The 21,277-nt window shown below is 67.6% G+C and carries 20 protein-coding genes; 10 read left to right on the forward strand and 10 right to left on the reverse strand.

Going from position 1 to position 21,277, the window contains the following annotated elements; all coding sequences use genetic code 11:
• Positions 1-15 precede the first annotated feature (15 nt).
• A complete protein-coding gene (locus NO876_RS01500) occupies positions 16-1,518 on the reverse strand; it encodes a sodium:solute symporter family protein (RefSeq protein ID WP_256419901.1) in 1,503 nt (500 codons plus the stop codon).
• Complete coding sequence (locus NO876_RS01505; RefSeq protein WP_256419902.1) at positions 1,511-1,744, reverse strand: DUF3311 domain-containing protein; 234 nt, start codon at positions 1,742-1,744, stop codon at positions 1,511-1,513. Before NO876_RS01505 ends, NO876_RS01500 begins: the two co-directional genes overlap by 8 nt.
• Before the next feature lie 308 nt (positions 1,745-2,052).
• On the opposite strand from NO876_RS01505, the gene dnaG reads away from it, so the two are divergent.
• Positions 2,053-3,684, forward strand: coding sequence for a DNA primase DnaG (dnaG, locus tag NO876_RS01510; protein ID WP_256419903.1), 1,632 nt, complete (start codon positions 2,053-2,055; stop codon positions 3,682-3,684).
• Here the strand turns inward: dnaG and NO876_RS01515 are convergent.
• From NO876_RS01515 to NO876_RS01525, 3 genes are all read right to left on the reverse strand, one after another.
• Positions 3,681-4,241: a GNAT family N-acetyltransferase gene (locus tag NO876_RS01515; protein WP_256419904.1), complete on the reverse strand. Its 561-nt coding sequence runs from the start codon at positions 4,239-4,241 to the stop codon at positions 3,681-3,683. The genes dnaG and NO876_RS01515 overlap by 4 nt on opposite strands.
• A 16-nt stretch (positions 4,242-4,257) precedes the next feature.
• Positions 4,258-5,562: a DUF92 domain-containing protein gene (locus NO876_RS01520; protein ID WP_256419905.1), complete on the reverse strand. Its 1,305-nt coding sequence runs from the start codon at positions 5,560-5,562 to the stop codon at positions 4,258-4,260.
• A 180-nt stretch (positions 5,563-5,742) separates the two neighbouring features.
• Positions 5,743-6,501, reverse strand: coding sequence for a potassium channel family protein (locus tag NO876_RS01525; protein WP_256419906.1), 759 nt, complete (start codon positions 6,499-6,501; stop codon positions 5,743-5,745).
• A 225-nt stretch (positions 6,502-6,726) separates the two neighbouring features.
• Here NO876_RS01525 and NO876_RS01530 point away from each other — a divergent pair, with 225 nt between their 5' ends.
• Positions 6,727-7,335 (forward strand): undecaprenyl diphosphate synthase family protein, encoded by a 609-nt coding sequence (locus NO876_RS01530; protein WP_256419907.1) that lies wholly within the window; start codon positions 6,727-6,729, stop codon positions 7,333-7,335.
• 78 nt (positions 7,336-7,413) lie between these two features.
• Here NO876_RS01530 and uppS read toward each other — a convergent pair whose 3' ends face one another.
• Positions 7,414-8,355, reverse strand: a complete 942-nt coding sequence (gene uppS, locus NO876_RS01535; protein ID WP_256419908.1) for a polyprenyl diphosphate synthase — start codon at positions 8,353-8,355, stop codon at positions 7,414-7,416.
• A gap of 127 nt (positions 8,356-8,482) precedes the next feature.
• On the opposite strand from uppS, the gene serS reads away from it, so the two are divergent.
• The 3 genes from serS to NO876_RS01550 all read left to right on the forward strand — a co-directional run bounded on the left by serS (position 8,483) and on the right by NO876_RS01550 (position 10,964).
• On the forward strand, positions 8,483-9,865 hold the full coding sequence (gene serS, locus NO876_RS01540) for a serine--tRNA ligase (protein ID WP_256419909.1): 1,383 nt from the start codon (positions 8,483-8,485) through the stop codon (positions 9,863-9,865).
• Between the two features lie 146 nt (positions 9,866-10,011).
• Positions 10,012-10,311 (forward strand): HalOD1 output domain-containing protein, encoded by a 300-nt coding sequence (locus NO876_RS01545; protein WP_256419910.1) that lies wholly within the window; start codon positions 10,012-10,014, stop codon positions 10,309-10,311.
• A gap of 143 nt (positions 10,312-10,454) precedes the next feature.
• Positions 10,455-10,964: a DUF367 family protein gene (locus NO876_RS01550; RefSeq protein WP_256420237.1), complete on the forward strand. Its 510-nt coding sequence runs from the start codon at positions 10,455-10,457 to the stop codon at positions 10,962-10,964.
• A 24-nt stretch (positions 10,965-10,988) separates the two neighbouring features.
• Here the strand turns inward: NO876_RS01550 and NO876_RS01555 are convergent, their stop codons facing one another.
• Positions 10,989-11,351 carry a DUF5518 domain-containing protein gene (locus NO876_RS01555; RefSeq protein WP_256419911.1) on the reverse strand — a complete coding sequence of 121 codons (363 nt, stop codon included), beginning with the start codon at positions 11,349-11,351 and terminating at the stop codon, positions 10,989-10,991.
• A gap of 113 nt (positions 11,352-11,464) precedes the next feature.
• Between NO876_RS01555 and NO876_RS01560 the strand changes: the two genes are divergently transcribed.
• Positions 11,465-12,439: an NOG1 family protein gene (locus NO876_RS01560; RefSeq protein ID WP_256419912.1), complete on the forward strand. Its 975-nt coding sequence runs from the start codon at positions 11,465-11,467 to the stop codon at positions 12,437-12,439.
• A 41-nt stretch (positions 12,440-12,480) separates the two neighbouring features.
• A complete protein-coding gene (locus NO876_RS01565) occupies positions 12,481-13,740 on the forward strand; it encodes an MgtC/SapB family protein (RefSeq protein ID WP_256419913.1) in 1,260 nt (419 codons plus the stop codon).
• 34 nt (positions 13,741-13,774) lie between these two features.
• Here the strand turns inward: NO876_RS01565 and NO876_RS01570 are convergent, their stop codons facing one another.
• Both NO876_RS01570 and NO876_RS01575 read right to left on the reverse strand, forming a co-directional pair.
• Positions 13,775-14,515 (reverse strand): SIMPL domain-containing protein, encoded by a 741-nt coding sequence (locus NO876_RS01570; protein ID WP_256419914.1) that lies wholly within the window; start codon positions 14,513-14,515, stop codon positions 13,775-13,777.
• A 144-nt stretch (positions 14,516-14,659) separates the two neighbouring features.
• On the reverse strand, positions 14,660-15,973 hold the full coding sequence (locus NO876_RS01575) for a TIGR00341 family protein (protein ID WP_256419915.1): 1,314 nt from the start codon (positions 15,971-15,973) through the stop codon (positions 14,660-14,662).
• Between the two features lie 318 nt (positions 15,974-16,291).
• Between NO876_RS01575 and NO876_RS01580 the strand changes: the two genes are divergently transcribed.
• The 3 genes from NO876_RS01580 to NO876_RS01590 all read left to right on the forward strand — a co-directional run bounded on the left by NO876_RS01580 (position 16,292) and on the right by NO876_RS01590 (position 19,507).
• Entirely contained in the window at positions 16,292-17,041 is a 750-nt protein-coding gene (locus NO876_RS01580; protein WP_256419916.1) for a rhomboid family intramembrane serine protease, read from the forward strand.
• Positions 17,042-17,084: 43 nt separating this feature from the next.
• On the forward strand, positions 17,085-19,184 hold the full coding sequence (locus NO876_RS17985; protein WP_256419917.1) for an ATP-binding protein: 2,100 nt from the start codon (positions 17,085-17,087) through the stop codon (positions 19,182-19,184).
• Positions 19,185-19,273: 89 nt separating this feature from the next.
• The gene (locus NO876_RS01590; RefSeq protein ID WP_103990870.1) at positions 19,274-19,507 is read left to right on the forward strand and encodes a DUF7385 family protein; all 234 of its coding nucleotides are present in this window, start codon (positions 19,274-19,276) and stop codon (positions 19,505-19,507) included.
• 66 nt (positions 19,508-19,573) lie between these two features.
• Here NO876_RS01590 and NO876_RS01595 read toward each other — a convergent pair whose 3' ends face one another.
• Entirely contained in the window at positions 19,574-20,920 is a 1,347-nt protein-coding gene (locus NO876_RS01595) for a ribonuclease catalytic domain-containing protein (protein ID WP_256419918.1), read from the reverse strand.
• Positions 20,921-21,277 lie beyond the last annotated feature (357 nt).

Below are 21,277 nucleotides of genomic sequence, written 5' to 3' on the forward strand. Positions count from 1 at the left end.
TGAGAGATCCTCGCGTCAGTCAGCCCGCGTCCCGACGGCGAACCGTTCGGCGCGCTCGTCGGCGTCGGCCGCGGTCAGGAGCGACCCCCCGACGGTGAGGAAAAGCGAGAGCGCCATCCCGTAGAGCGCGAAGTCCCAGGTGAAGTACGCCGAACCGAGAACCGTGACGCCGCCGATCGTCGCCGCGGGGACGAAGACGTGGGCGACGTAGAACACCTGTGACCCCACGATGCCGGCGAACATCCCCTGTCGGGTCGTCCGCGGCCAGTAGAGCGCGACGATCACCGGCAGGGCGAGCTGGGCGTAGCCGCCGAAGGCGGTGTCGCCGACGGTGATGAGCGTCCCCGGGCGGAACAGGCTGACGACGAACGTCCCGATCGCGAAGGCCGCGACGCCCAGCCGGGCGATCCAGGTCTCGCGGGCCGCGTCGGCGTCGGGGTTCACGAACGGGCGATAGAGGTCCCGCGTCAGGTACGACGACCCCGAGAGCAGCATCGAGTCCGAGGAGGACATCATCGCCGCCATCGCGCCGGCGACGACGAGTGCGGCGAACCACCCGGGCGTGTACGCGTTCAAGACGACCGGGACGACGTTCGCGCCCTCGGGGACGGCCACGCCGAGGCCCGCCGCCCACGTGCCGAGGAGGAACGCCGGCACGAAGAGCAGGAGGACGAGCACCGGCCACAGCGCGAAGGAGCGCTTCAGGACGCGGACGTCCCTCGCGACGAAGAAGCGCTGGTTGATCTGCGGGAACATCGCGACGCCGAAGGCGATGGTGACGGCCTGGGCGATCATCCACTGCGGCGAGTAGACGCCGCCGCCGAGCGAGAGGAACTCGGGGTTCGACGCCGCCAGCGACGCCGACACCGCGTCGAGGCCGCCCGCGGCCGAGAGCACCCAACCGACGGCGATCCAGACGATCCCGAGCATGAACACGCCCTGAATCGTGTCGGTCCACGCGACCCCGCGGAGCCCCGCGAGGACGACGTAGACGATCATGAACAGCGTGATCGCGGCCGCGCCGACCCAGTAGGGGACCGCGCCGTCGGAGAGGCCGACGATGGCCTCGCCCGCGCCCATCTGCTGGAGCATCACGTACGGGAACAGCCAGAAGAGCGAGACGCCGGCGACGAGCGCGCGGAGGCGCTTCGAGCCGAACCGGTCGCCGAGCATCTCGCCGAGCGTGACGTAGCGCTCGTAGCGACCGATCAGCCACTGCCGGTAGCCGATCACGTACCAGAGGATCGCGAAGAGGATCCCGTCCATCAGCCCCATCACGAGGATCCACTCGGGGCCGGCGGCGTACGCGAGGTTGGGGCCGCCGAAGAACGTGAAGGCCGACAGCAGCGTCGCGAACGTCGTGAACAGGAGGACGCCGGTGCCGATCGACCGGCTCGCGAGGTAGTAGTCCTCGGCGTCCCGCCCGGTCACTCGATAGGCGAGCACGCCGACCGCGAGCGCGACCACGAGATACGCGCCCACGACGCCGAGTTGAACGAGCAGTTCCGACTCAGCCATCGAATCCCACCTCCTCGGGGTCGACGTTCATCCCGCGGTCCCACGCCCCGCGGGCGAACAGCGCGAACGCGACCGAGGCGAGCACCATCCAGCCGATATGCCACCAGAGCCACACTGGGAGCCCCGACCAGGTCGCCGCGTTCCCCCAGAGGAACCACGGGATCGCGAACGCGACGAGCACTACGAAGACGCCGATCCACAGGTAATCCGTCTTCCGTCGTCTCATCGAAGCAGACTAATCACTCGGCACACGTAAATATTGCTCTTACAAATTCACCAATGCATTATGAAGAAATTTCTTCTTCAGTAATCGGAAACGGAGGATATCTGCATCTCCCCCAATCCTACGGAGAATCCACGGCCAGAAAACGGAAACACCCGCTCCCGCGTCCATCATCCGAGTGGTGGCTCGGGGTCACCGCCGCTGCTCTCGGGTACGATAGATATTTGCCGGGAGCAGCCCATATTTAAGCACGTCATCGGGTTTCCCATGACGCTCACATCACCATCACGCCCCTTCGGGGGTATTCACCAATGGAAGACACCGAAAAATACCTCATCCACGCAGCGATCACCGCCGACGGCATCGTCGAACGGTCCGACGTCGTCGGGGCCATCTTCGGGCAGACCGAAGGGCTCCTCGGCGACGACCTGGACCTCCGCGACCTCCAGCAGTCGTCGAAAGTCGGACGCATCGACGTCGAAATCGACTCCCAGAACGGCCAGTCGTTCGGGACCGTCACCATCGCGAGCAGCCTCGACCGCGTCAAGACCGCGATCCTCGCCGCCTCCCTCGAGACGATCACCCGCGTCGGGCCCTGCCGGGCCACCGTCGAGGTAACCGACATCGAGGACGTCCGCGAGGCCAAGCGCCGCGAGGTCGTCGAGCGCGCGAAGGAACTCCTCTCGGAGTCGTTCGACGAGAGCGTTATCTCCTCGACCGAAATCTTAGACGAGGTCAAAGAGAGCGTCCGCATCGAGGACATCAGCGAGTACGAGGGCCTCCCCGCCGGTCCCAACGTCGAAGGCTCCGACGCGGTCGTCGTCGTCGAGGGCCGGGCGGACGTCCTGACGCTCCTGAGCTACGGCATCAAGAACGCCATCGCGGTCGAGGGGACGAACGTCCCCGACGCCGTGGCCGACCTCACCGCCGAGCGGACCACGACCGCCTTCTTCGACGGCGACCGCGGCGGCGAGCTCATCCTCCGCGAGCTCACCCAGGTGGGCGACGTCAACTACGTCGCGTTCGCGCCGAAGGGTCGATCCGTCGAGGACCTCAAGCGCCACGAGGTCTTCGCCGCGCTCCGCGACAAGGAACCGATCGAGTCCTTCGAGGTCGAGGGAGCGGTCCCGAACGGGGACGACGCGGAGCCGGCCGCGGAGGGTGACCAGCCGGACCCTCTGCGGGGGTCGCCGACGACTGAGTCGGCGGCCCCGCGGTCCGACGGATCCGAGTCGCAAAGTCAGATCGAACGCGATCCCGTCACAGATTCGGGCCTGACACCGCCGAACGACGCGGACACGACCGGGGAATCGGAGCCCGGCTCGCCCGAGTGTTCGACCGGAAACGCCGTGGTCGACGTGGCCGATGCGATCGACGACCGGGCCGAGGGCGACGCCACGTCCGGCGCGGCGTCCGACGACGCCGTGGCCGATCCCGCGGAGTCCGTCGGGTCGGACGTCGAACGCGGCTCCGACTCTGGGACCCCTACCGACGGGGAGGAAGGTGACGTCGCTGCTGACGCGGCCGGCCCTGACCGCGACGACGAGGACAGCCCGGACGCGGAGTCGGCCGCCCCGGCTGAATCTGCCCGCAAAGCGTCCGACTCGGCCGAGTCGGACGCCGACTCCGAGCGCCCGCGGTCGCTCAGAGATCACGTCCGCGAGGTCATCGACGGCGACACCGGGGCGATTCGCCTCCTCGACGAGGAGTTCGGCACCCTCGACGAGCGGCCGACCGAGGACGCCTTCGATGCGATCGCCGAGGCCGACCCCGCACCGTACGCCGCGGTCGTCGACGGCGAGTTCACGCAGCGGCTCCTCGACGTGGCGGCCCAGCGCGGCGTCGACCACGCGATCGCCACGTCGACCGGCGAGTTCGTCAAGAAGCCGATCGGGACGCGACTCCTCACGGCCGATCAACTGGCGAAGTCGGTCGCGAACTAGCTGCCGGAAGCGACGTCGTAGGCGTAGACGACGGCGTCTCTCGACCCCTCGACTCCCTCCTCGTAGAACGACGCCCGATAGTCGATCCGCCGGAACCCGACTGACTCGTACAGCGAGCGCGCGGGGCCGTTGTCGGCGGCGACGGCGAGCGTCACCCTCGTCCCCGGTTCCTGTCGGTCGATCGCCGCCCGGAGGAGCGCCCGTCCGCGACCCTCTCGACGGTGTGCGGGGTGGACGACGAGCTCTGCGAGGTGGACGTCGTCGCCGCCGATCAGCAGGACGTAGCCGACGGGCGTGTCGTCGGCCGTTGGGGGGTTGTCCCCGGTCGTCGAGTGGTCGTCGGCGGTCGTTGGGGGATCGCTGTCGTCGGCCGTTGGGCGGTCGCTGCCGGTCGAGTCGATGTCAGCGACCGCCCCCGGCTCCCCATCGTCGACGACGCTGACGAGACAGGTGCCGAGCGATGCAAACGACGCGAGCAGTCGCGGTGCGGGCGCATCGAGATGCGATTGAAGCGAGGCCAGGACCGGCGCGTCGGAGGGCCGCGCAGTTCGGATCACGCCCGGATCACGACCGTCACAGCAGCGCGAACACGGCGAGGGCGCTCACGACCGCGCCGACCAGGGTCGCGGCGAAGTTGACCGCCTCGTTACCGAACGTCGCCCCCTCCACGGTCGCTCCCAGGACGCTGTCGGCGTTCATCCCGAGGAACCCGCCGAGCGCGACGGCGGCCCCGCCGAGCGGCGTGACCCCGGGCAGGAGCGCGAGCGCGACGACCCCGACGACGGCCGCACCGATGAGCCCGAACACCTCGCCCTGCCAGGTCACCCCGCCGTCGGTGCCCGGCGGCACGGTCTCGAACGACGTGATGAGCCGCGGGTTGTCGTACAGTCCGCCGAGTTCCGAGGAGAGCGTGTCGCTCAGCGCGGCCGCCATCGACCCGGCGAAGGCGTACTGAAAGAGGGTCCCGTCGACCGGGAGGGACTGGCTGGCGGCGAAACAGATGACGCAGACGAGCGCGACGGCGGCGTTTCCGAGCACGTTTCCGGTCCCGCGGGCTCCCTCGTTCTCCTCGGCGATTCCGCGCTCCGTCTTCTCGTCGTACCTGTACTTCGTCGAGAGCGATCCGACGCCGAAGAAGCTGATGAGCACGGCGAACCAGCCGACGCCGCCGAAGACGATCACGAGCAGGCCGAGGAGGACCCCCGAGAGCATCCCCGCGACCGAGGCCGCCCCGAGCGCGTAGGAGGCGATTCCCAGCGCGACCGTGACCGCCAGTCCCGCCACCACGTCGAGCGTCCCGACCGCGACGGCGAGCGCGTCGAACAGCCACAGCAGCATCCCGGTCGAGAGCATCACCAGCGGGTCGTCGCGCTCGAAGAGCATCTCCCTGAACAGCGCCGCGACGAGCGTGCCCGCGACCGCGAGGAAGGTGAACCGCGGCAGGAGGATCGACGTCGACGACAGCGACGCCACCGCGGCCTGTCCTGCGACGCCCGCGAGGCTCCCGCCGAGCCCGAACCCCGCCGCCCCGAGGAACGGGTTGTCGGTCGTCTCGGCGACGAGTCGCTTGCCCAGGTTGCCGTAGGCGAGTACTAACACGGCGGCGACGAAGAGCGGGATGGGAAGACCGATCTCGGTCGCGAGAATCGCGAGCCCGGCGGCGGCTAGCGCGAACCCGGTGAGACCGTTCAGTCGGCCTTCCCGGCGGTCTGCCGGCCGGGCGAACAGCTCGAACAGCGGCCCGTCGGTGATCCCGAACGCGGCGGCGACCGCGACCGCGGCGAAGGGAGCGAACGCCGCCCGCCCGAGCACCGGCGCGGCCACCGCCAGGGTCCCCACCAGGGCGAATCCGCCCGCCCGCCGGAGCGTCGGTTGCACGTCACCGGATACCTCCGACGCGCACTTAACCCTCCCGACATCCGGCATCGCCGTCCCCCGCTCGTGGTTCCGTCGCCCTCGGCTCCGGACGTCGTCTCGCCCCACCGCTTCGGCGGCGTCGTCGCTGCCGCGAGCGTGGCCGTCTGCGCGACCGGGGGCCGCGACGACCCGGCGTCGAGATCACAGCGTCGACGTCACCTGTTCTGCGCTCGCGACCTCGGGGATGATCACCTCGTCCGCGCCGGCGCGGCGCGCGAGCGCCTCGTACATCTCGTCGCCGACGCGGACGACGAGTCGGACGGTCGGCGCGATCTGGCTCGCCCCCATCGCGATCTGGATGTTCGCGTTCGAGTCGTCGATCGCGCCGACGACCGTCGTCGCCCGCTTGACGCCCGCGTCTCGCAACACCTGCTCGCGCCGCGCGTCGCCCTGCACCGCGAGGAGATCGTCGTCGAGCGCGCGCTGGAACTCCGAGTCCTGCGTCTCGATCACGACGACGTCGCGCTCCCCGTCTCGAAGCCGCCGGGCGACCGTCTTCCCGAACGTCCCGTAGCCGCAGATGATGACGTGGCCCTGCAACTCGTCGATCGTCCGTTCGATCTGCATCGCTTTGAACTCCGTTTGAATCTGTCCGCCGAACGCCGCCGAGAACACCGTCTCGCCGATCCAGAGGCCGGTGACGACGAGCCCCGACAGCACGACGACCGCGTAGCCTTTCGTGAGCGTTTCTGCCCCATCGTGCGCCTGAAAGTGCAACTCGATGCTCGTCGGGTCCAGGAGCCAGAAGAGCGCGTCGACGACGCCGACCCCGCCCAGCGAACTGAACCCCGCGACGCCGACGGCGACGACGACCCCGAAGGCCGCAACCGGACGGAGCAGGCGGCGAAGCAGCGGCCGCTGCACGACTGCCCGAACCGGCCCGGGAGACGACGCGCTCACTCGGCCCTCCGTGGCGGCGTTCTACCCCGACTCATTTCCAAACATATCTGCACCACTAGTGCGCTATCACACAACATCGTGTTCTTATCTTTCGAATACCTTTCTTTATCGGCACGTAATAGTGCTTTCTATGACACAATCGAACACCACGTTACCGCGTTGGCGTGTCCGAACGCGACGTCTCGAACCCGGAGGCATATATCGCCGTGGCTCACAGGACTGCCCGTGGGACTGTACGACCGCTATCTCGCCCTCCGCCATCGCATCCACGACGCCGACCCGCCCGCGCACGTCGCGGTCGTGATCACCGAACGGGACCTGCTCGAACAGGGGGCGTACGAGACGCTCGCGGAGTTCCTCGGGTGGGCCTTCGAGTACGGCGCAGCGCGCGTCACCGTCTCCGTGAGCGTGCTCGACGAAGCCGTGGTGCCGACCCTGTCGCGGGAGCTTCGGAACGTCGACTCGCCCCGCCCCGTCGCGGTCCGAGAACCGGGCGACACCGAACGGGCCGACGCCCCCGTGCGGGTGAACATCGGACTCGGCGGGAAGCGCGAGTTCGCCGCGGCCGTCCGTCGGATCGCCGAGTCCGTCGACTCCGGCGAACTCTCGCCCGACGACGTCGACGCCGAGGAGATCGAGGAGCGACTCGTCTTCGACGACGAGCCCGACCTGCTGATCAAGACCGGAGCGGAGCGGCTGTCGGACTTCCTCATCTGGCAGTCGGTCTACTCGGAGTTGTACTTCACCGACGTGAACTGGCGGGACTTCCGCCGACGGGACTACCTCCGGGCCGTGTTAGACTACCAGAACCGACAGCGGCGGTTCGGTCGGTGACCGGAGTCGGTCACGTCGCGACTCGGCACGCTTCGGTGTCGCGGACGGCCGCCGGTCGGTCTGCGAGATGGCCGGCGATCAGTCCGCGCGTTCGCCGGCGTCCGCGCCGCGCTGGCGTTCCAGTTCCGCCGACACCTCGCGAGCGCCCGCGGAGGGGAGTTGCGTCCGCAACCGTCCGGCGACGGTCTTCGCGTCGGCGAGTTCCGTCTCGGCGACGGCGCGGAGGAGCGCGACGGCGCGGTCGGCCCGGGACTGCCGCCAGGACTGCTCGCGGGACTCGTAGGTCCGCAGGCCGCGCAGGAAGTCCACTTTCGAGAACTCCGGCCAGTAGGGCGCACAGAAGTAGACGGCGGCCTCGTTGCCGTTGGCGTGCCACGGCAGGAAGTTCGAGGTCCGCTCGTCGCCGCCGGTCCGGATGATCAGGTCGACGTCCCGTGTCGTGTGCTCGGCGAGGCGGTCCTCGACGGCGTCGGCGTCGACGTCCGCGGGCGCCAGTTCGCCGGCGGCGACTTCCCGGGCGACCGTCCTGGCCGCACCCAGCAGTTCGGATCGGCCGCCGTACGCCAGGGCGATGTTAAGTCGGAGCGAGTCGTACTCGACCGTCTGCGACTCCGCGTAGGCGACGGCGTCGCGGACCCGCTCGGGCAGTCGCTCGACGTCGCCGATCGCCCCGATCCGGACGCCGTTCTCGTGGACGCGGTCGGCGTCGGCGAACTCGTAGAGCTTCGATTCCAGCAGGTCGAAGAGGGGTTCGAGCTCCTCGTCGCGGCGGTCGAAGTTCTCCGTCGAGAAGGCGTACAGCGTGAGCTCTTCTATCCCGAGTTCCTCGCACCACTCGAGGACGCGTTCGGTCGTCTTCGCGCCCTCGCGGTGTCCGTCGGGTGCATCGTCCCCGCGTCTGCGGGCGTAACGCCGGTTGCCGTCCTGGATGATCGCGACGTGCGTGGGTGCGGCCTCCAGCTGTCGGCGGAGCATCCGCTCGTACGCGTCGGTGAAGCGTCGGCGGAGCCACTGCGACATACCTACTCCGACTCCGGCCTCGGATATGTGTCTTTTCGTTGTGACAAATTGACATTCGACCCCCGTGGACGGGCCGAACGAACACTGAGACGACACGGTTTTGCCACGTCCCGGAGAACCGACGGGTATGATCGGGAGACAGTTCCTCCGCGAGAACCCGGAGACGGTTCGGGCGGCCCTGGAACAGAAAGGCGTCGAGGACGTCGATCTCGACCGCGTCCTCGCCGTCGACGAGGAGTGGCGGGAGCTCAAACAGCGCGGCGACGACCTGCGACACGAGCGCAACCAGATCTCCTCGAAGATCGGCGATCTGAAGGCCGACGGCGACGACGAGGCCGCCGAGGAGGCAATCGAGCGCTCCCAAGAACTCAAAACAGAGCTCGAAGAGGTCGAGGAACGGGCCGACGAACTGGAGGCCGAACTCGAGGCGGCGCTGCTCGAAATCCCGCAGATCCCGGACGACGACGTCCCGGTCGGCGAAGACGAATCCGAAAACGTCGAACGTCGACGCGAGGGCTTCGACGACCTCCGGACGCTCCCTCGGGAGGTCATCCCGCACTACGACCTCGGCGAGGACCTCGAAATCCTCGACTTCCAGCGCGGCGCGAAGGTGACCGGCGGCGGCTTCTACTTCACGAAGGGCGACGGCGCGCGCCTCGAACACGCCCTGGTGCAATTCATGCTCGACGTGCACCGCGAGCAGGGCTATACGGACGTGTTCCCGCCGATCCCGGTCAACTCCCGATCGATGATCGGCACCGGCCAGTTCCCGAAGTTCACCGAGGACGCCTACCGCATCGGCGGCGCGAACGAGGAGCCCTGGGACGACGACGACCTGTGGCTCTGTCCGACCGCGGAGGTGCCGGTCACGAATATGTACCGCGACGAAATCCTGCTCGATGACGACCTCCCGCTCAAAATCCAGGCGTACACGCCGAACTTCCGGCGGGAGGCCGGCGAACACGGCACGGAAACCCGCGGTATCGTCCGCGTCCACCAGTTCAACAAGGTCGAGATGGTGAACTTCGTGCGCCCGTCGGAGAGCGAGGAGCGATTCGAGGGCCTCGTCGACGAGGCTGAGGAGGTCCTCCGTCGACTCGACCTGCCCTACCGCATCTTGGAGATGTGCACTGGCGACCTCGGGTTCACCCAGCGCAAGAAGTACGACCTCGAGGTGTGGGCTCCGGGCGACGAGATGGAGGACGGCCCCGAGGAGGGCGGTCGATGGCTCGAAGTCTCCTCGGTCTCGAACTTCGGTGCGTTCCAGGCGCGGCGCGCCGGACTGCGCTACCGGCCCGAACGCCACGAATCCGCCGAGTACCTCCACACGCTGAACGGCTCGGGGCTCGCTATCCCGCGCGTGATGGTCGCCATCTTGGAGTACTACCAGAACGACGACGGCACGGTGACGGTTCCGGAAGCGCTCCGATCGTATATGGGCGGGACCGAAGTCATCGAGGGCCACGATCCGATCGGCGAATCCGCCGTCGGGGCCGGCAAGCGCGACTGAACGACGGTCCCCTGCCCACCGTGGGCCCGCTAAGGTGTCGATAGGAAACCGAAAGGATTCATTAACTCGATAATCCGGCTAAATCGGGCTTAATCAGACCCTCACCGTCGATCCGTTTCTTGTCCCGAGAGACGGTAGCGAGCGGTATGAATCACCGATCGACGGACGCCAACCGAAACGGGACGTCGGACTGGGACGTCGTCGCGCACCACGACTTCGGAGGCGCCACCGAACTCGACGCGACGATCGTGGCCGCTCTCGAAGCCGAGGGCTGCTGCGACGACTCACCCCTGTACGCCGCGGTCGACACCGAACCCGCCGAGCGGTTCCTGCGTTCCGTCGACGGCGACGACGCGAGCATCGTCTTCTCCGTCTCCGAGTGGACCGTCCGCGTGTCGGCCGACGGAACCGTCGAAGTCCGAGACGCCGCGGCCCTCCCCGGGTGACCGATCGCTCGGAACGGTCCCCGGCCGCCGCGCGACGAACGGCTTTTGTTTTCGGCCCCCCTCTCGCGACTGTGACTGCCGACGCCGACGACTCCGCCGGGGCCGCCGCCGCCGACAACTCCGCGGAGCCCGCTCCCGACGCCGTGGACTCGTACGCGCTACACGTGCGCTACGAGGGCGACGACGACCCCGAGAAGTGCACGGCCCGAAAGCTCGCGCGGTTCGACCTCGTCGAACTCCACCGCTCCGACCGCGCGACGCCGTACGGCGTCGTCCTCAACCCGCACGCCGACCGCGCGCTCTCACCCGCCGACGCGGACACGGACCGGCTCGTCGCGCTCGACTGCTCGTGGGAGTCCGCCGGCGAGGCGCGCTTCTCGCTCCCCGGCGAGCACCGGGCGCTCCCGTATCTCGTCGCCGCGAACCCCGTCAACTTCGGTCGCCCGATGCGGCTGACCACCGTCGAGGCGCTCGCGGCCGCGCTCGCGATCTTCGACCGGCGCGAGCGGGCGGCGGCGTTGCTCTCGAAGTTCACCTGGGGACACACCTTCCTGGAGCTGAACGACGAACCGCTCCGGCGCTACGCCGAGTGCGACGATTCGTCCGAGATCGTCGCCGTCCAGCAGGAGTACCTCGATCGCGGCGAGGATTGACGTCGCTCGCCTGCTCCCCGAACCTCAGCGGTTGAACAGGCCGCCGATCGCTCCTCCAATTGCGCTGTCGACCGCGAACAAGAGCGTGATGACGACGCCCACGAGGAACACCCCAGCACCGCCGAGTAGTCCGCCCAACGGCCCCCCTGTAAGTCCGATCAACCCGCCGAGCAGCGCGGCGAGCACCGAGACCGCGATCCCGGATATCGAGCCGGCGACCAGCCCGTTCCACGCGCCGTTGCCGACCCCGCCGGCGAGGTAGCCGGCGACGAACCCGCCGACGAGGCCCGCGCCGATCTGGCCGACGACCGGGAGCCACAGGCCGAACGCGCCGACGACGAGCATCACGACGAAACCGATGCCGACGGCCCGCCAGTTCGTGTTCATATGTCTCTAGAGGTGCCCGACGGACAAAACCTCCGCGAACGGCCCGAAGAGAGGGGCCCACACGACCGCCGAACGGACGCGCTTTTACGGTTCGGCGATGTAACGTGACCAATATGATTTTCGAGTCCCTCCCGACGACGCCCCGGTCGGAGGAACTTATCGACAAGGCGTTCTCCCGGGCGGCCCGCACGGGGCGCGCGAAGTCCGGCCTGGAGGCTCAGCAGTCGATGCTCCAGACGGCCTCGTCGATCCTCTCTGACAATCTGGAGAACGTCGTCACGCAGTGGCCCGACTTCGGTACGGTCGACCCCTTCTACTACGAGATCGCGGACGCCATCGTCGACGTCGACGAGCTCAGACAGAGCCTCTCGCGGGTCACGTGGACGAGCCGGCAGATCGGCGAACTCCGCCGGGAGTACCAGCCGAAGCTCCGGAAGACCGACCCCGAGACGGCGCGGAAACACCGCAAGCAGGCGTTCGCGCGGATGGCCGACCTCGTCGAGGACGTCGCCGACGACCTCGAACGCATCGGCGAGGCCCGCGACGCGCTGAAGACGCTCCCGGACATCCGCCCGGACGAACCCGCCATCGTCGTCGCCGGCTACCCGAACGTCGGCAAGTCCTCGTTCGTCAACGAAGTCACCCGCGCGACGAACGAGATCGCGCGCTATCCCTTCACGACGAAGGGCGTCCACGTGGGACACTTCGAGCGCGATCGGATCCGCTATCAGATCATCGACACGCCGGGGTTGCTCGACCGCCCCGAAGCGGAGCGAAACGACATCGAACGGCAGGCGGTGAGCGCGATCGAACACCTCGCGGACGCGGTCGTCTTCGTCCTCGACGCGAGCGGGGCCTGCGGGTATCCGCTGGACGCGCAGCTCGAACTGCGCGACGCCGTCGCCGAGCGGTTCCGCGAACGCGACGTCCCCGTCCTCACGGTGAACAACAAGAGCGACCGGTCGCGCGACGTCGAAGCCGACTTGCAGATGAGCGTCGAGACCGGCGACGGCGTCGACGCGGTCCTCGACGCGGCGGTCGAGGCGGTCGACTGGACGCCGGACATCCCGCCGTCGCGCCAGGAGTAACCCCGACTCGCCCGTAGCGCTGACGGCCCACTGGTGAACTGATGTTCGATCCACTCACTGCTCCACTGTCGGAAGTCGTCCTGCGACTTCTCGTCGCGACCAGCCTCGGCGCGCTCATCGGCCTGGAACGCGAACAGAGCGAATCGGCCGGGCGATTCGCCGGCAGTCGCACGTTTCCGCTGCTCGCGCTCTACGGTGCGCTGACCTTCGCATTTTTCGACGGGACGCTGCTCGCGGCGCTCGGCGTCCTCGTCGTTCCGCTGACCGTCGCGTACGCCGCGAAAGTCTGGAGTGACGGCGATCTGGGACTCACCACGCTCACCGCAGCGGTTCTCACGACGGTTCTGGGCGCGATGACGATGCACTCCGATCGCGCCGCGACGCTCGCCGTCGTCGTCGGCGGGGCGATCACTGTCCTCCTCACGGTGAAGGATCCGCTCCACGAGTTCGCGGGCCGAATCAGCGCGAGCGAGCAACGGGCCTCGGCGAAGTTCATCCTCATCGTGCTCGTCGTGTTGCCCTCGCTTCCGGACCGCTCGATGGACGTCCTCTACGGGCTCAACCCGCGATTCGTCTGGCTGATGGTCGTCTTCGTCACCGGCCTCGGGTTCGTCGCGTACGTGCTGGGCAGCGTCCTCGGCGCGGAGCGCGGCATCGCGCTCACGGGCGTCGTCGGCGGGTTCGTCTCCTCGACGGCGACGACGGTGTCGATGGCAGGCAAGACCGCCCAGAACGAGACGCTGTATCGGATCTGCGCGTTCGCGGTGGTCACCGCGTCGATCGTGATGTTCCCCCGAGCGCTCGTGGAAGTCTCGGTAGTCAATCCGGCTCTCCTGCCTGCGGTCGCGCTGCCGCTCGGCGTGATGACCGGCGTCGGTGCCGTCTCGGCGGCGTTGCTCTACTGGCGGACGGCCACCGATGAGCCGATCGAGGCCGACGAATTGAAGAACCCGTTCCGGCTCCGCCCGGCGCTCGTGTTCGGTGCGGTCTTCGCCGTCGTCCTCCTCGTCTCGGAGTACGCCAACCAGTGGTTCGGCGCGTCGGGCATCTACGCGACCGCGTTCTTCTCCGGACTGGCGGACGTCGACGCGATGACGATCACGCTGAGCAGACTCGCGGCACAGGGAACCGTCTCGACGGAGGTCGCGACGACCGGGATCGTGATCGCAGCGATCGCGAACACGCTCGTCAAAGCCGGGCTAGCGCTGTTTCTCGGCACCTACCGGCTCGGACGACTCGTCTCGATCGTTCTGGGCATCGTCGTGCTCAGCGGGGTGGCGATGCTCGCGCTGCCGGTGTGATCGACTGATAGACGTCCTCGCGGTGAGTCCGGCGTTACTCCGCGGCGGTGAACGTCACGTCGACGTTCGCGGTGACCGTCACCGACCCGCCCTCGAACTGCGTCGGGGCGCTGCCGCCGCTGTCGGCGGCGGTCTCTCGGACCTCGTACGCCGGCGCGTAGCCGCCGCTCGTCGAGGCGGACTGGACGCCGGTCACGGTCAGTCCGGCGGCCGATGCGATGGCCTCTGCGTCGGCGCGCGCCGAACTCATCGCCCGATCGAGCGCCTCTTCACGGAGCTCCGCGCGTGTCTCGTCGCTGAGGGTGAAACTCACGCCGTGAACCTCGGTGGCTCCGTTGCCGACTGCGGTGTCGACGACGGTGCCCGCGGCGTCGGGCGTCGTTTCGATGCGGTAGGCGTGAACGGCCTCGTAGCCGGTGATCTCCCGCTCGCCGCTCTCGGGGACGGGCTCCGAGATCGGGCGGACGCGGTAGGCCGCCGTCGTCACCGCGTCGTCGTCGACGCCGGCCTCACGGAGCGCGTCGCGCATCTCGGTCGCGTTCGCGGCCACCGCCGACCGCGCTGCCTCGGCGCTGTCGGCGCGGGCGGTGACGGCGACCGTCACGACGGCCCGGTCGGCTTCCGTGGACACTTCACCGTTGCCGCTCGTCGAGATCGTCCGCTGTGCGTCCCCGAACGCGGAATCGTCGTTCGTCGTCTGCAGCGGGGCGGTGCATCCCGCCAGCAGGACGAGCGTTACGATGGCGATCGTCCCGATACCGAGTCGTCGGTTCATACCCTCCCCTTCGTCGTCTCAGATATTCAACGTATGCTAGGCGCAAGGAACTCTTTGAGTCTCCGTACGAACGCTTTGCGTCTCCGTACGAACGCTCGTGTCGCCGCACTCATACGCTGTAAGCGGGACATTCCGACGGTTCGATCAGCTCTCCGCCCGATCGACGGCGACGTATCTGATCTCGACGCGGACTCCCTCCTGTCCGAACGGGCCAATCGGATCGGGAGTCAGCGCCTTGACGCGCTCGCGTATCGGCTCGGCAACGGGCGGCGGCGACGACGACGGCGGATACCCGACCGTCACGAGGACCGTCTGTGGCGTCTGCAGAGGGAACCCCTCGTAGGTCACGTCGAGACTCAGGAGCGTGGTATCCGGCGGAAGTTCCGATTCGATAGCAGCGCTCGCGTCCGCCTCGTAGTCGGCGGTCTGATACGAACTGTACGTGAACGCGCCGAGCAACCCCGTGAGGAGGAGCAGAACCGCTGCGAGAACCGCGATCCGTTTGATCGTCGCCGAACGGGCTTCGTCCTCGCGGAACCAGAGCTTCGGCCGGTATCCCATCCGCCAGAGGACGACGAGCGCGACGAGGTTGATCGCGAGGATGTTCACGAGCACGAGCACGGCCGACCCGAGCACCGCCTGTGGCTCGCCCCACGCGATGCCGATCCCGACGACCGCCGTCGGCGGAACGAGCGCGGCGGCGATCATCACACCGACGAGCGCGGAGGAGACGCCCGACGCGAGCGAGACCGCGCCCGCGGCCCCCGCGCCGAGCGCGATCACCAGCGAGAGGACGTCGGGTGCGAGCCGCTCTCTCACCTCGCCGATCGCGAACACCTCCTCGGCGGTGAGCGGCACGACGTTGGTCAGTCGGATCAGCACCGCGAAGACCGCGGCCGCGCCGATCGCCAGCACTCCGCCGAGCGCCTGCAATTTGACGCCCCGCAGGGCGAGTTCGCTGTCGTCGACGACGGTCCCGACGCTGGCGGCCATCGCCGGGCCGATGAGCGGCGCGATGACCATTGATCCGACGACGACCGCGGGGGAATCGAGAAGCAAGCCCGCGGTGGCGACGATCGCGCTCACCGCCGTCATCAGCACGTACGGACGAATCGTCGGTGCCATCTCGTCCGCCCGCGCGACCAGTTCCTCGCGGGCGATCCGATCGCCGTTCTCTTCCTCCTCGGACGCGTAGCGTTCTTCGAGCGCTTCGAACCGTTCGGAGACGACCGTTTCGGCCTGCACGACGACGGTGTAGGCGTCTCGTTCGATTCCGACGCCTCGGAGGTCCTCTAAGATCGGTTCGACGGCCGCCGTCGGGAGCGGGAAGGTGACGACGGCGGCGTAATCGCGGCCGCTGGTCTCGTCGGAGACGGCGTAATCGACGTCCTCCTCGTCGAGGACGCCGAGAACCGCCTCCTGCTTCCCGGTCGGAACCATCACCTGAACGAGTCGCACGTGCGTCGGTCTCGGCGGCGAAATATGAATCCGGCGGGTGCCGGCGACTCATCGGTCGGCGGTGCGACTCTCCGTTCGGCCGAGGGACTCTCCTTCGGTGGCCCCTCGTCCGTCGGACCGTTCGAGAGCGCGTCGGCTCACACCTGATGGCGAACAGCCGGCACGACGCCCCCGCGTCGACGTGCCGGACAACCGCTGCCCGACGCGGGGTGACGCTCACGTCACACCGACGCTGGTTCCGTCCCCCTATATGAACCCTCGTGGGTGTCGCGGGGTCCGCCCAAGCACTCATATCGACCCAGACCGGATACGTGTACAATGCGGCCCGTTTCGGTGGCGAACCTGATGACGCCGTTCGAGAACGGCGTGCGAGTACTCTTCGCACAGCACCGGGCGCTGTCCGCGCCGATCACCGACCTGCTCACGGTGGCGGTGTGTGGCATTTACGCGGTGCAGGCCGCTCAGACCGCGATCTGGGGCGCGCCGTCGGTCTTCGAGGCGACCAACTACGTGTACCTCCGTGCGCCCTGGCTCGCGTGGCCGCTGTCGCCGCTGCTTCACGGCGGACTCGCACACGTCGTCCCCAACGTGGTCACGTTGTTCGTGTTCGGTCGGGTCGCGGAGGCGCACCTCCCGTTCCGCCAGTTCGGGACGATGGCGTTCGTCGCGGCGGCCGGGTCGATCGCCGCTCTCGCCGGCTGGGGCGTCGTTTTCGGATCGGGATCGAACGTCGCCGTCTACGGCATCAGCGGCGTCGTCTTCGCTGCCGGTGGGTTCGCCGTGCTTCACTTCCCCCGCCACGACCGGGTGACTGATCTCGAACTCTTGACCGTCCTGTTCGGCCTCTGTGCCGTCGCGCTCGTCGCCGCCGAGTCGCTCGTCGCGCTCGTCCTGTTGTCGCCCGCGACGATCAACGTCGGCCACGCGGTGGGCCTCCTCGTCGGTCTCGGGACCGCCGCGGTCTCGCGTGTCTGTCCGGACACGTGCGACTCGTGGCGGTCGAAACCGGACGAGCACGACGAGCGAGGCCCGCGAGGTCGTGACCCGACGGGTTCAGAAGAGAGCTAGCGAATCAGTACATTCAATTTTCTCCCCTCGATGAGACGAGGTAGTGCAGATCAAGCGAGCGTTCCTCGTCTCGATTCTCGTCGTCGGGATCGTCCTCTCGGCGGCGGTGTTCGTCGGGTTCCAGGAGTACAAGGACACGCTCTACGACCACGAACAGGCGGGCGTCGATCGTACGGCCGAACACGTCGGGTCGGAACTCGAAAAGCAGCTCTCCTCGCTGAAACGAACGGTGGTCGTCGCCTCGGCCAATCCCGAGATCGCCGATCACGGAACTCAAAGACAGCGACGCGCGTTGGCGGCGTTCGTCGAACGCTCGGAGTTCGCCGGCGTTTCCGTGATCGCCGCCAACGGAACGATGACGAACATCGTCTCGAACGTCTCCGAGGAGCGTCGGGACGCGCTCGTCGGCGCCGATTTCAGCGACCGGACCTACTACCGGCGAGCGATGAACGGCACGACGTACGTCAGCGATCCCGTGGAGGCCGACTCCGGGAACCACATCATCACGGTGAGCACGCCGCTCTACCGCGACGGGCGAATCGTCGGCACGATGAACGCCGCGTTTCACCTCTCCGAGCGCGAGTTCTTCGAGACGTTCGCCAGCACGCTCGAAGACGACCAACGGCTGGCGCTCCACGCTGCGGACGGGACGCCGATTTACACGACTGGACCGGCCGTCTCCCCCGCGTTCTCACGCGAAGTGTCCGTCTCGGAACTCGGGTGGACGGTCAGGGTCGAAAAGGGCCCCGACTCGGTGCAGTCGACGATTCGAGCGGTGACGCTCGTCCAGGCCGGTTCGATCACGGCGGTGCTGGGGCTCCTCGGCGTGTTCGGTTGGCGGCTCTACCGACTGAGCATCGCTCAACTCTCTCGTCTCTTACGGGGGTTTCGTGACCTCGAGGACGGCCGGTACGGGACGCGCATCGACCTCGTCGCTTCCGACGAGTGGCAACAGGTCGAAACCGGATTCAACCACCTCAGCGAGACCATCGCCGCGTCCCGGGCCGAGCGGATGGCGCGCCAGCGCGAACTCGAGCGCGAGCGCGATCGGTTCGAGGCGCTGTTCCAGGGCGTTCCGGAACCGGTCGTCGACGTCGAGATCACGGACGAATCGACGGTCCTGCGCGACGCCAACGAGGCGTTCGAGACGACGTTCGGTCACGCTGTCGAGGACGTCGTCGGCGAGGATATCAACGATCTCATCGTTCCCGACGACGCGGGGATGGCCGACGAGGCCGATGCGATCGACGGGGAGGCGGCCGCGGGCGAGCAGATCACCCGGCAGATCCGGCGAGACGCGCGCGACGGCGTCCGCGAGTTCCTCTTTCGATCCGCGCCGATCGACGCCGAGGGAGACGTCTCGCGGCAGTTCGGCGTCTACATCGACATCACCGACAGAAACGAGTACGAGGCCCGCCTGCGGGAGCAGCGTGACAACCTCGATACGCTGAACCAGGTCCTCCGGCACGACATTCGGAACGACCTCCAGTTGGTCACCGCCTACGCAGATCTGCTCACGGAGGTCTGCGAGCAACGAGACGGCGAGGAAGACAGCGAGGAACGGGCGTATCTCGAAAAGATCAGTGAGAGCGCGGCCCACGCGGTCGAACTCACCGAGACGGCACGGAATATGGCGGACGTGATGCTCACCGACGAGACCGAGCGCAAGCCGATGCGCCTCCGGACGGCGCTGGAGAGCGAACTGGAGACTCTCAGATCGGAGACCGACGCCGTGGTCGTCACCGACGGGACGGTCCCGGACGTGACCGTCTCCGCCAACGAGATTCTCGGCTCGGTTTTCCGGAATCTCCTGACGAACGCCGTCCAGCACAACGACAAAGACCTCCCGGAGGTGCGGGTCTCGGCGACGGTCGACGGGGGCGACGGCGTCGTTCGGGTCCGGGTCGCCGACAACGGCCCCGGGATTCCGGACGACAGAACGGAGCAGATCTTCGGGAGGGGAGAGAAGGGACTGCAAAGCGGCGGCACGGGACTCGGACTCTACCTCGTTCAGACGCTCGTCGACACCTACGGCGGCGACGTCTGGGTCGAAGACGGGGAAGACGCATCCGTCCCGAACGGAGCGAGCGACGACAGTCCGACGGGTGCGGTGTTCGTCGTCGAACTGCCGCTGGCGGAGTGAGCCTTGGGGCGCGACCTCGCTCCAGTCGTCCGATGCCGACGTCCCGACGAGGAGTAGAATTATGACGGACCGCTTCGTTCGTGCGTACGATGGAGGACAGCGAGTACGACGAACTCACCACGTCGCTGACGCCGCACGAGTCGGCCGGCGGGGTGACGACGTACCGGAACACCGTGAGCATCGCCTGTCCCGCGTGCGGTGACCCGTTCGACGACCTGGTCATCTGCGAGGACGAGTACAACAGCCTAGAACTCAGTATGCTGCTCGACATCTGCGTGACGACGCACGAGGACGAGGTCCTCCTCTTCACGCACAAGCAGTGACGCGGCCGCTCGCCGCGCTCGCGGTGGTGGCGAGCGACCGATCGCGGAAGCGAGTGCCGAGAACGGTTAGCTGTCCGATCGGTCTCGCAGGTCGATCTCCTCGGGCGGCAGTCCCTTCTCGTTGACCACGTCGCCGTCCTCGTCGACAGTGACGATCCCGCGGTTGTTCACCGCGTGGGGATCGAGGTGGACCTCCTCTAAGAACTGCTTGTAGAGGCGTTCGGCCGTCTCGCCGTCCTTCTGTTTCTCCGAGGCGCGGTCGCAGAGTTCGACGAGGTCCTCGGGGACGTCGTTCTCGTGGACGATCCAGTGGTTGATCAGGTCCGAGAGCCGTCGAATCGGCGAGGTGAAGTGCCCGTAGATGTCGAAGTTCAGCGCGTAGTGCCCGCCGAAGGGGTCGTTCATGTACTTCGCCCGCGGCATCACCTTCAACACCGCCCGCTGGATCTTGTTGAGCGCCCGTTTGTCCGAGTTCTCTAAGGCGTCGTTGACGGCCTTCCGCGGGTCCTCCCAGTTTGCTCCCGAGATGTTGACGCCGTCGAGTTCGGTGATCTCCCGCAGGGCGTCGTCCCACTGGTCGGGGGTCGGCTGCGGGTGGACGCGGTACATCGCCTCGACGCCGCGGTTCCACATCAGTTCGTGCGTGACGGCCTTGTTGGCCTTCAGCATACACTCCTCGATGATCGTGTGCGCGCGGTCCCGACTCGGGTTCAGCACGAGCGAGCCGTCCTCCTTGCGCTGCTCGTGGAGCTGATCGGCGAGTTCATAGACGAGCGCGTTCTCGTCGTGCAGCGGCGCGTCGGGGTCGTCGAGGCGGTTCTCACACTGCGTGTAGGTCAGCCGCTCGTTCGAGTGGACGACGGACTTGTAGATGTCGACCTCCTCGAACGACAGCGTGTCCTTCTTGATCTCCATCTCAACCGTGTGCGCCAGGCGGTCCTCCTCGGGGACGAGCGAGCAGACCGTCTCCGCGAGGATCGGCGGGAGCATATGGATCGTGTAACCCGGGAGATAGACCGTGTTGCCGCGCTCGACCGCCTCGGCCCACATCTCCGAGTCCGGGTGGACGTAGTGGCTCACGTCGGCGATGTGGACCCACAGCGTGTACGTCTCCTCGTTCTCGCGGATGCTCAGGGCGTCGTCGAAGTCCTGGGCGTCGATCGGGTCGGTCGTCCACGTCGTCAGGTCCCGGAGGTCCTGTCGGTGATCGAGTTCGTCCTCGATCTCCTCCTGTATCCCCTCGGTCCGCGATTTCGCCTCCGAGCGCACCGCGGGGGGGAACTCGTCGCGGATCTCGAACTCCGAAAAGAGCTCCTCGCGCTTCTCCTGTAACTGCCGGGCGACGTCGATAGAGATCTCGACGGGGCCCTGCCCCTCGGCCGTCCCGGCCTGTGACTGCGCGTCGTTCGACATACCCTGGTCTTCTTGTGTGAGGTAGTTAGTCGTGTCGCACCGATACCGTGTGAGATGTCTACTCTGAACCCGGATTCGCGTCGAGCGGGCTTCGGAACCCCGCGTTCTCGACACGGGGGTAGTGGGGCGGCGTTGCTGCCGCGGAATTGCGAACGGCGTCCCGAGCCGTGAGTAACCCTCGCTGCGCGCCTTCTTGGTCACTATGGTAGCGCTTGCACCCGATTGCGCGGCCGGCTGCACGCCGTTGGCCGATCGGATACGTACAGACGGGTGAACATATCACGACTCGCTGGCGGTACGTACCGGTTTTGCGGCCAAAGCCCGCAGATCTCTGTTCAAAGTGAATACCCGAGACGT

The sequence above is a fragment of the Halobellus rarus genome, from assembly GCF_024494595.1.
Lineage (GTDB): Archaea > Halobacteriota > Halobacteria > Halobacteriales > Haloferacaceae > Haloquadratum > Haloquadratum rarum.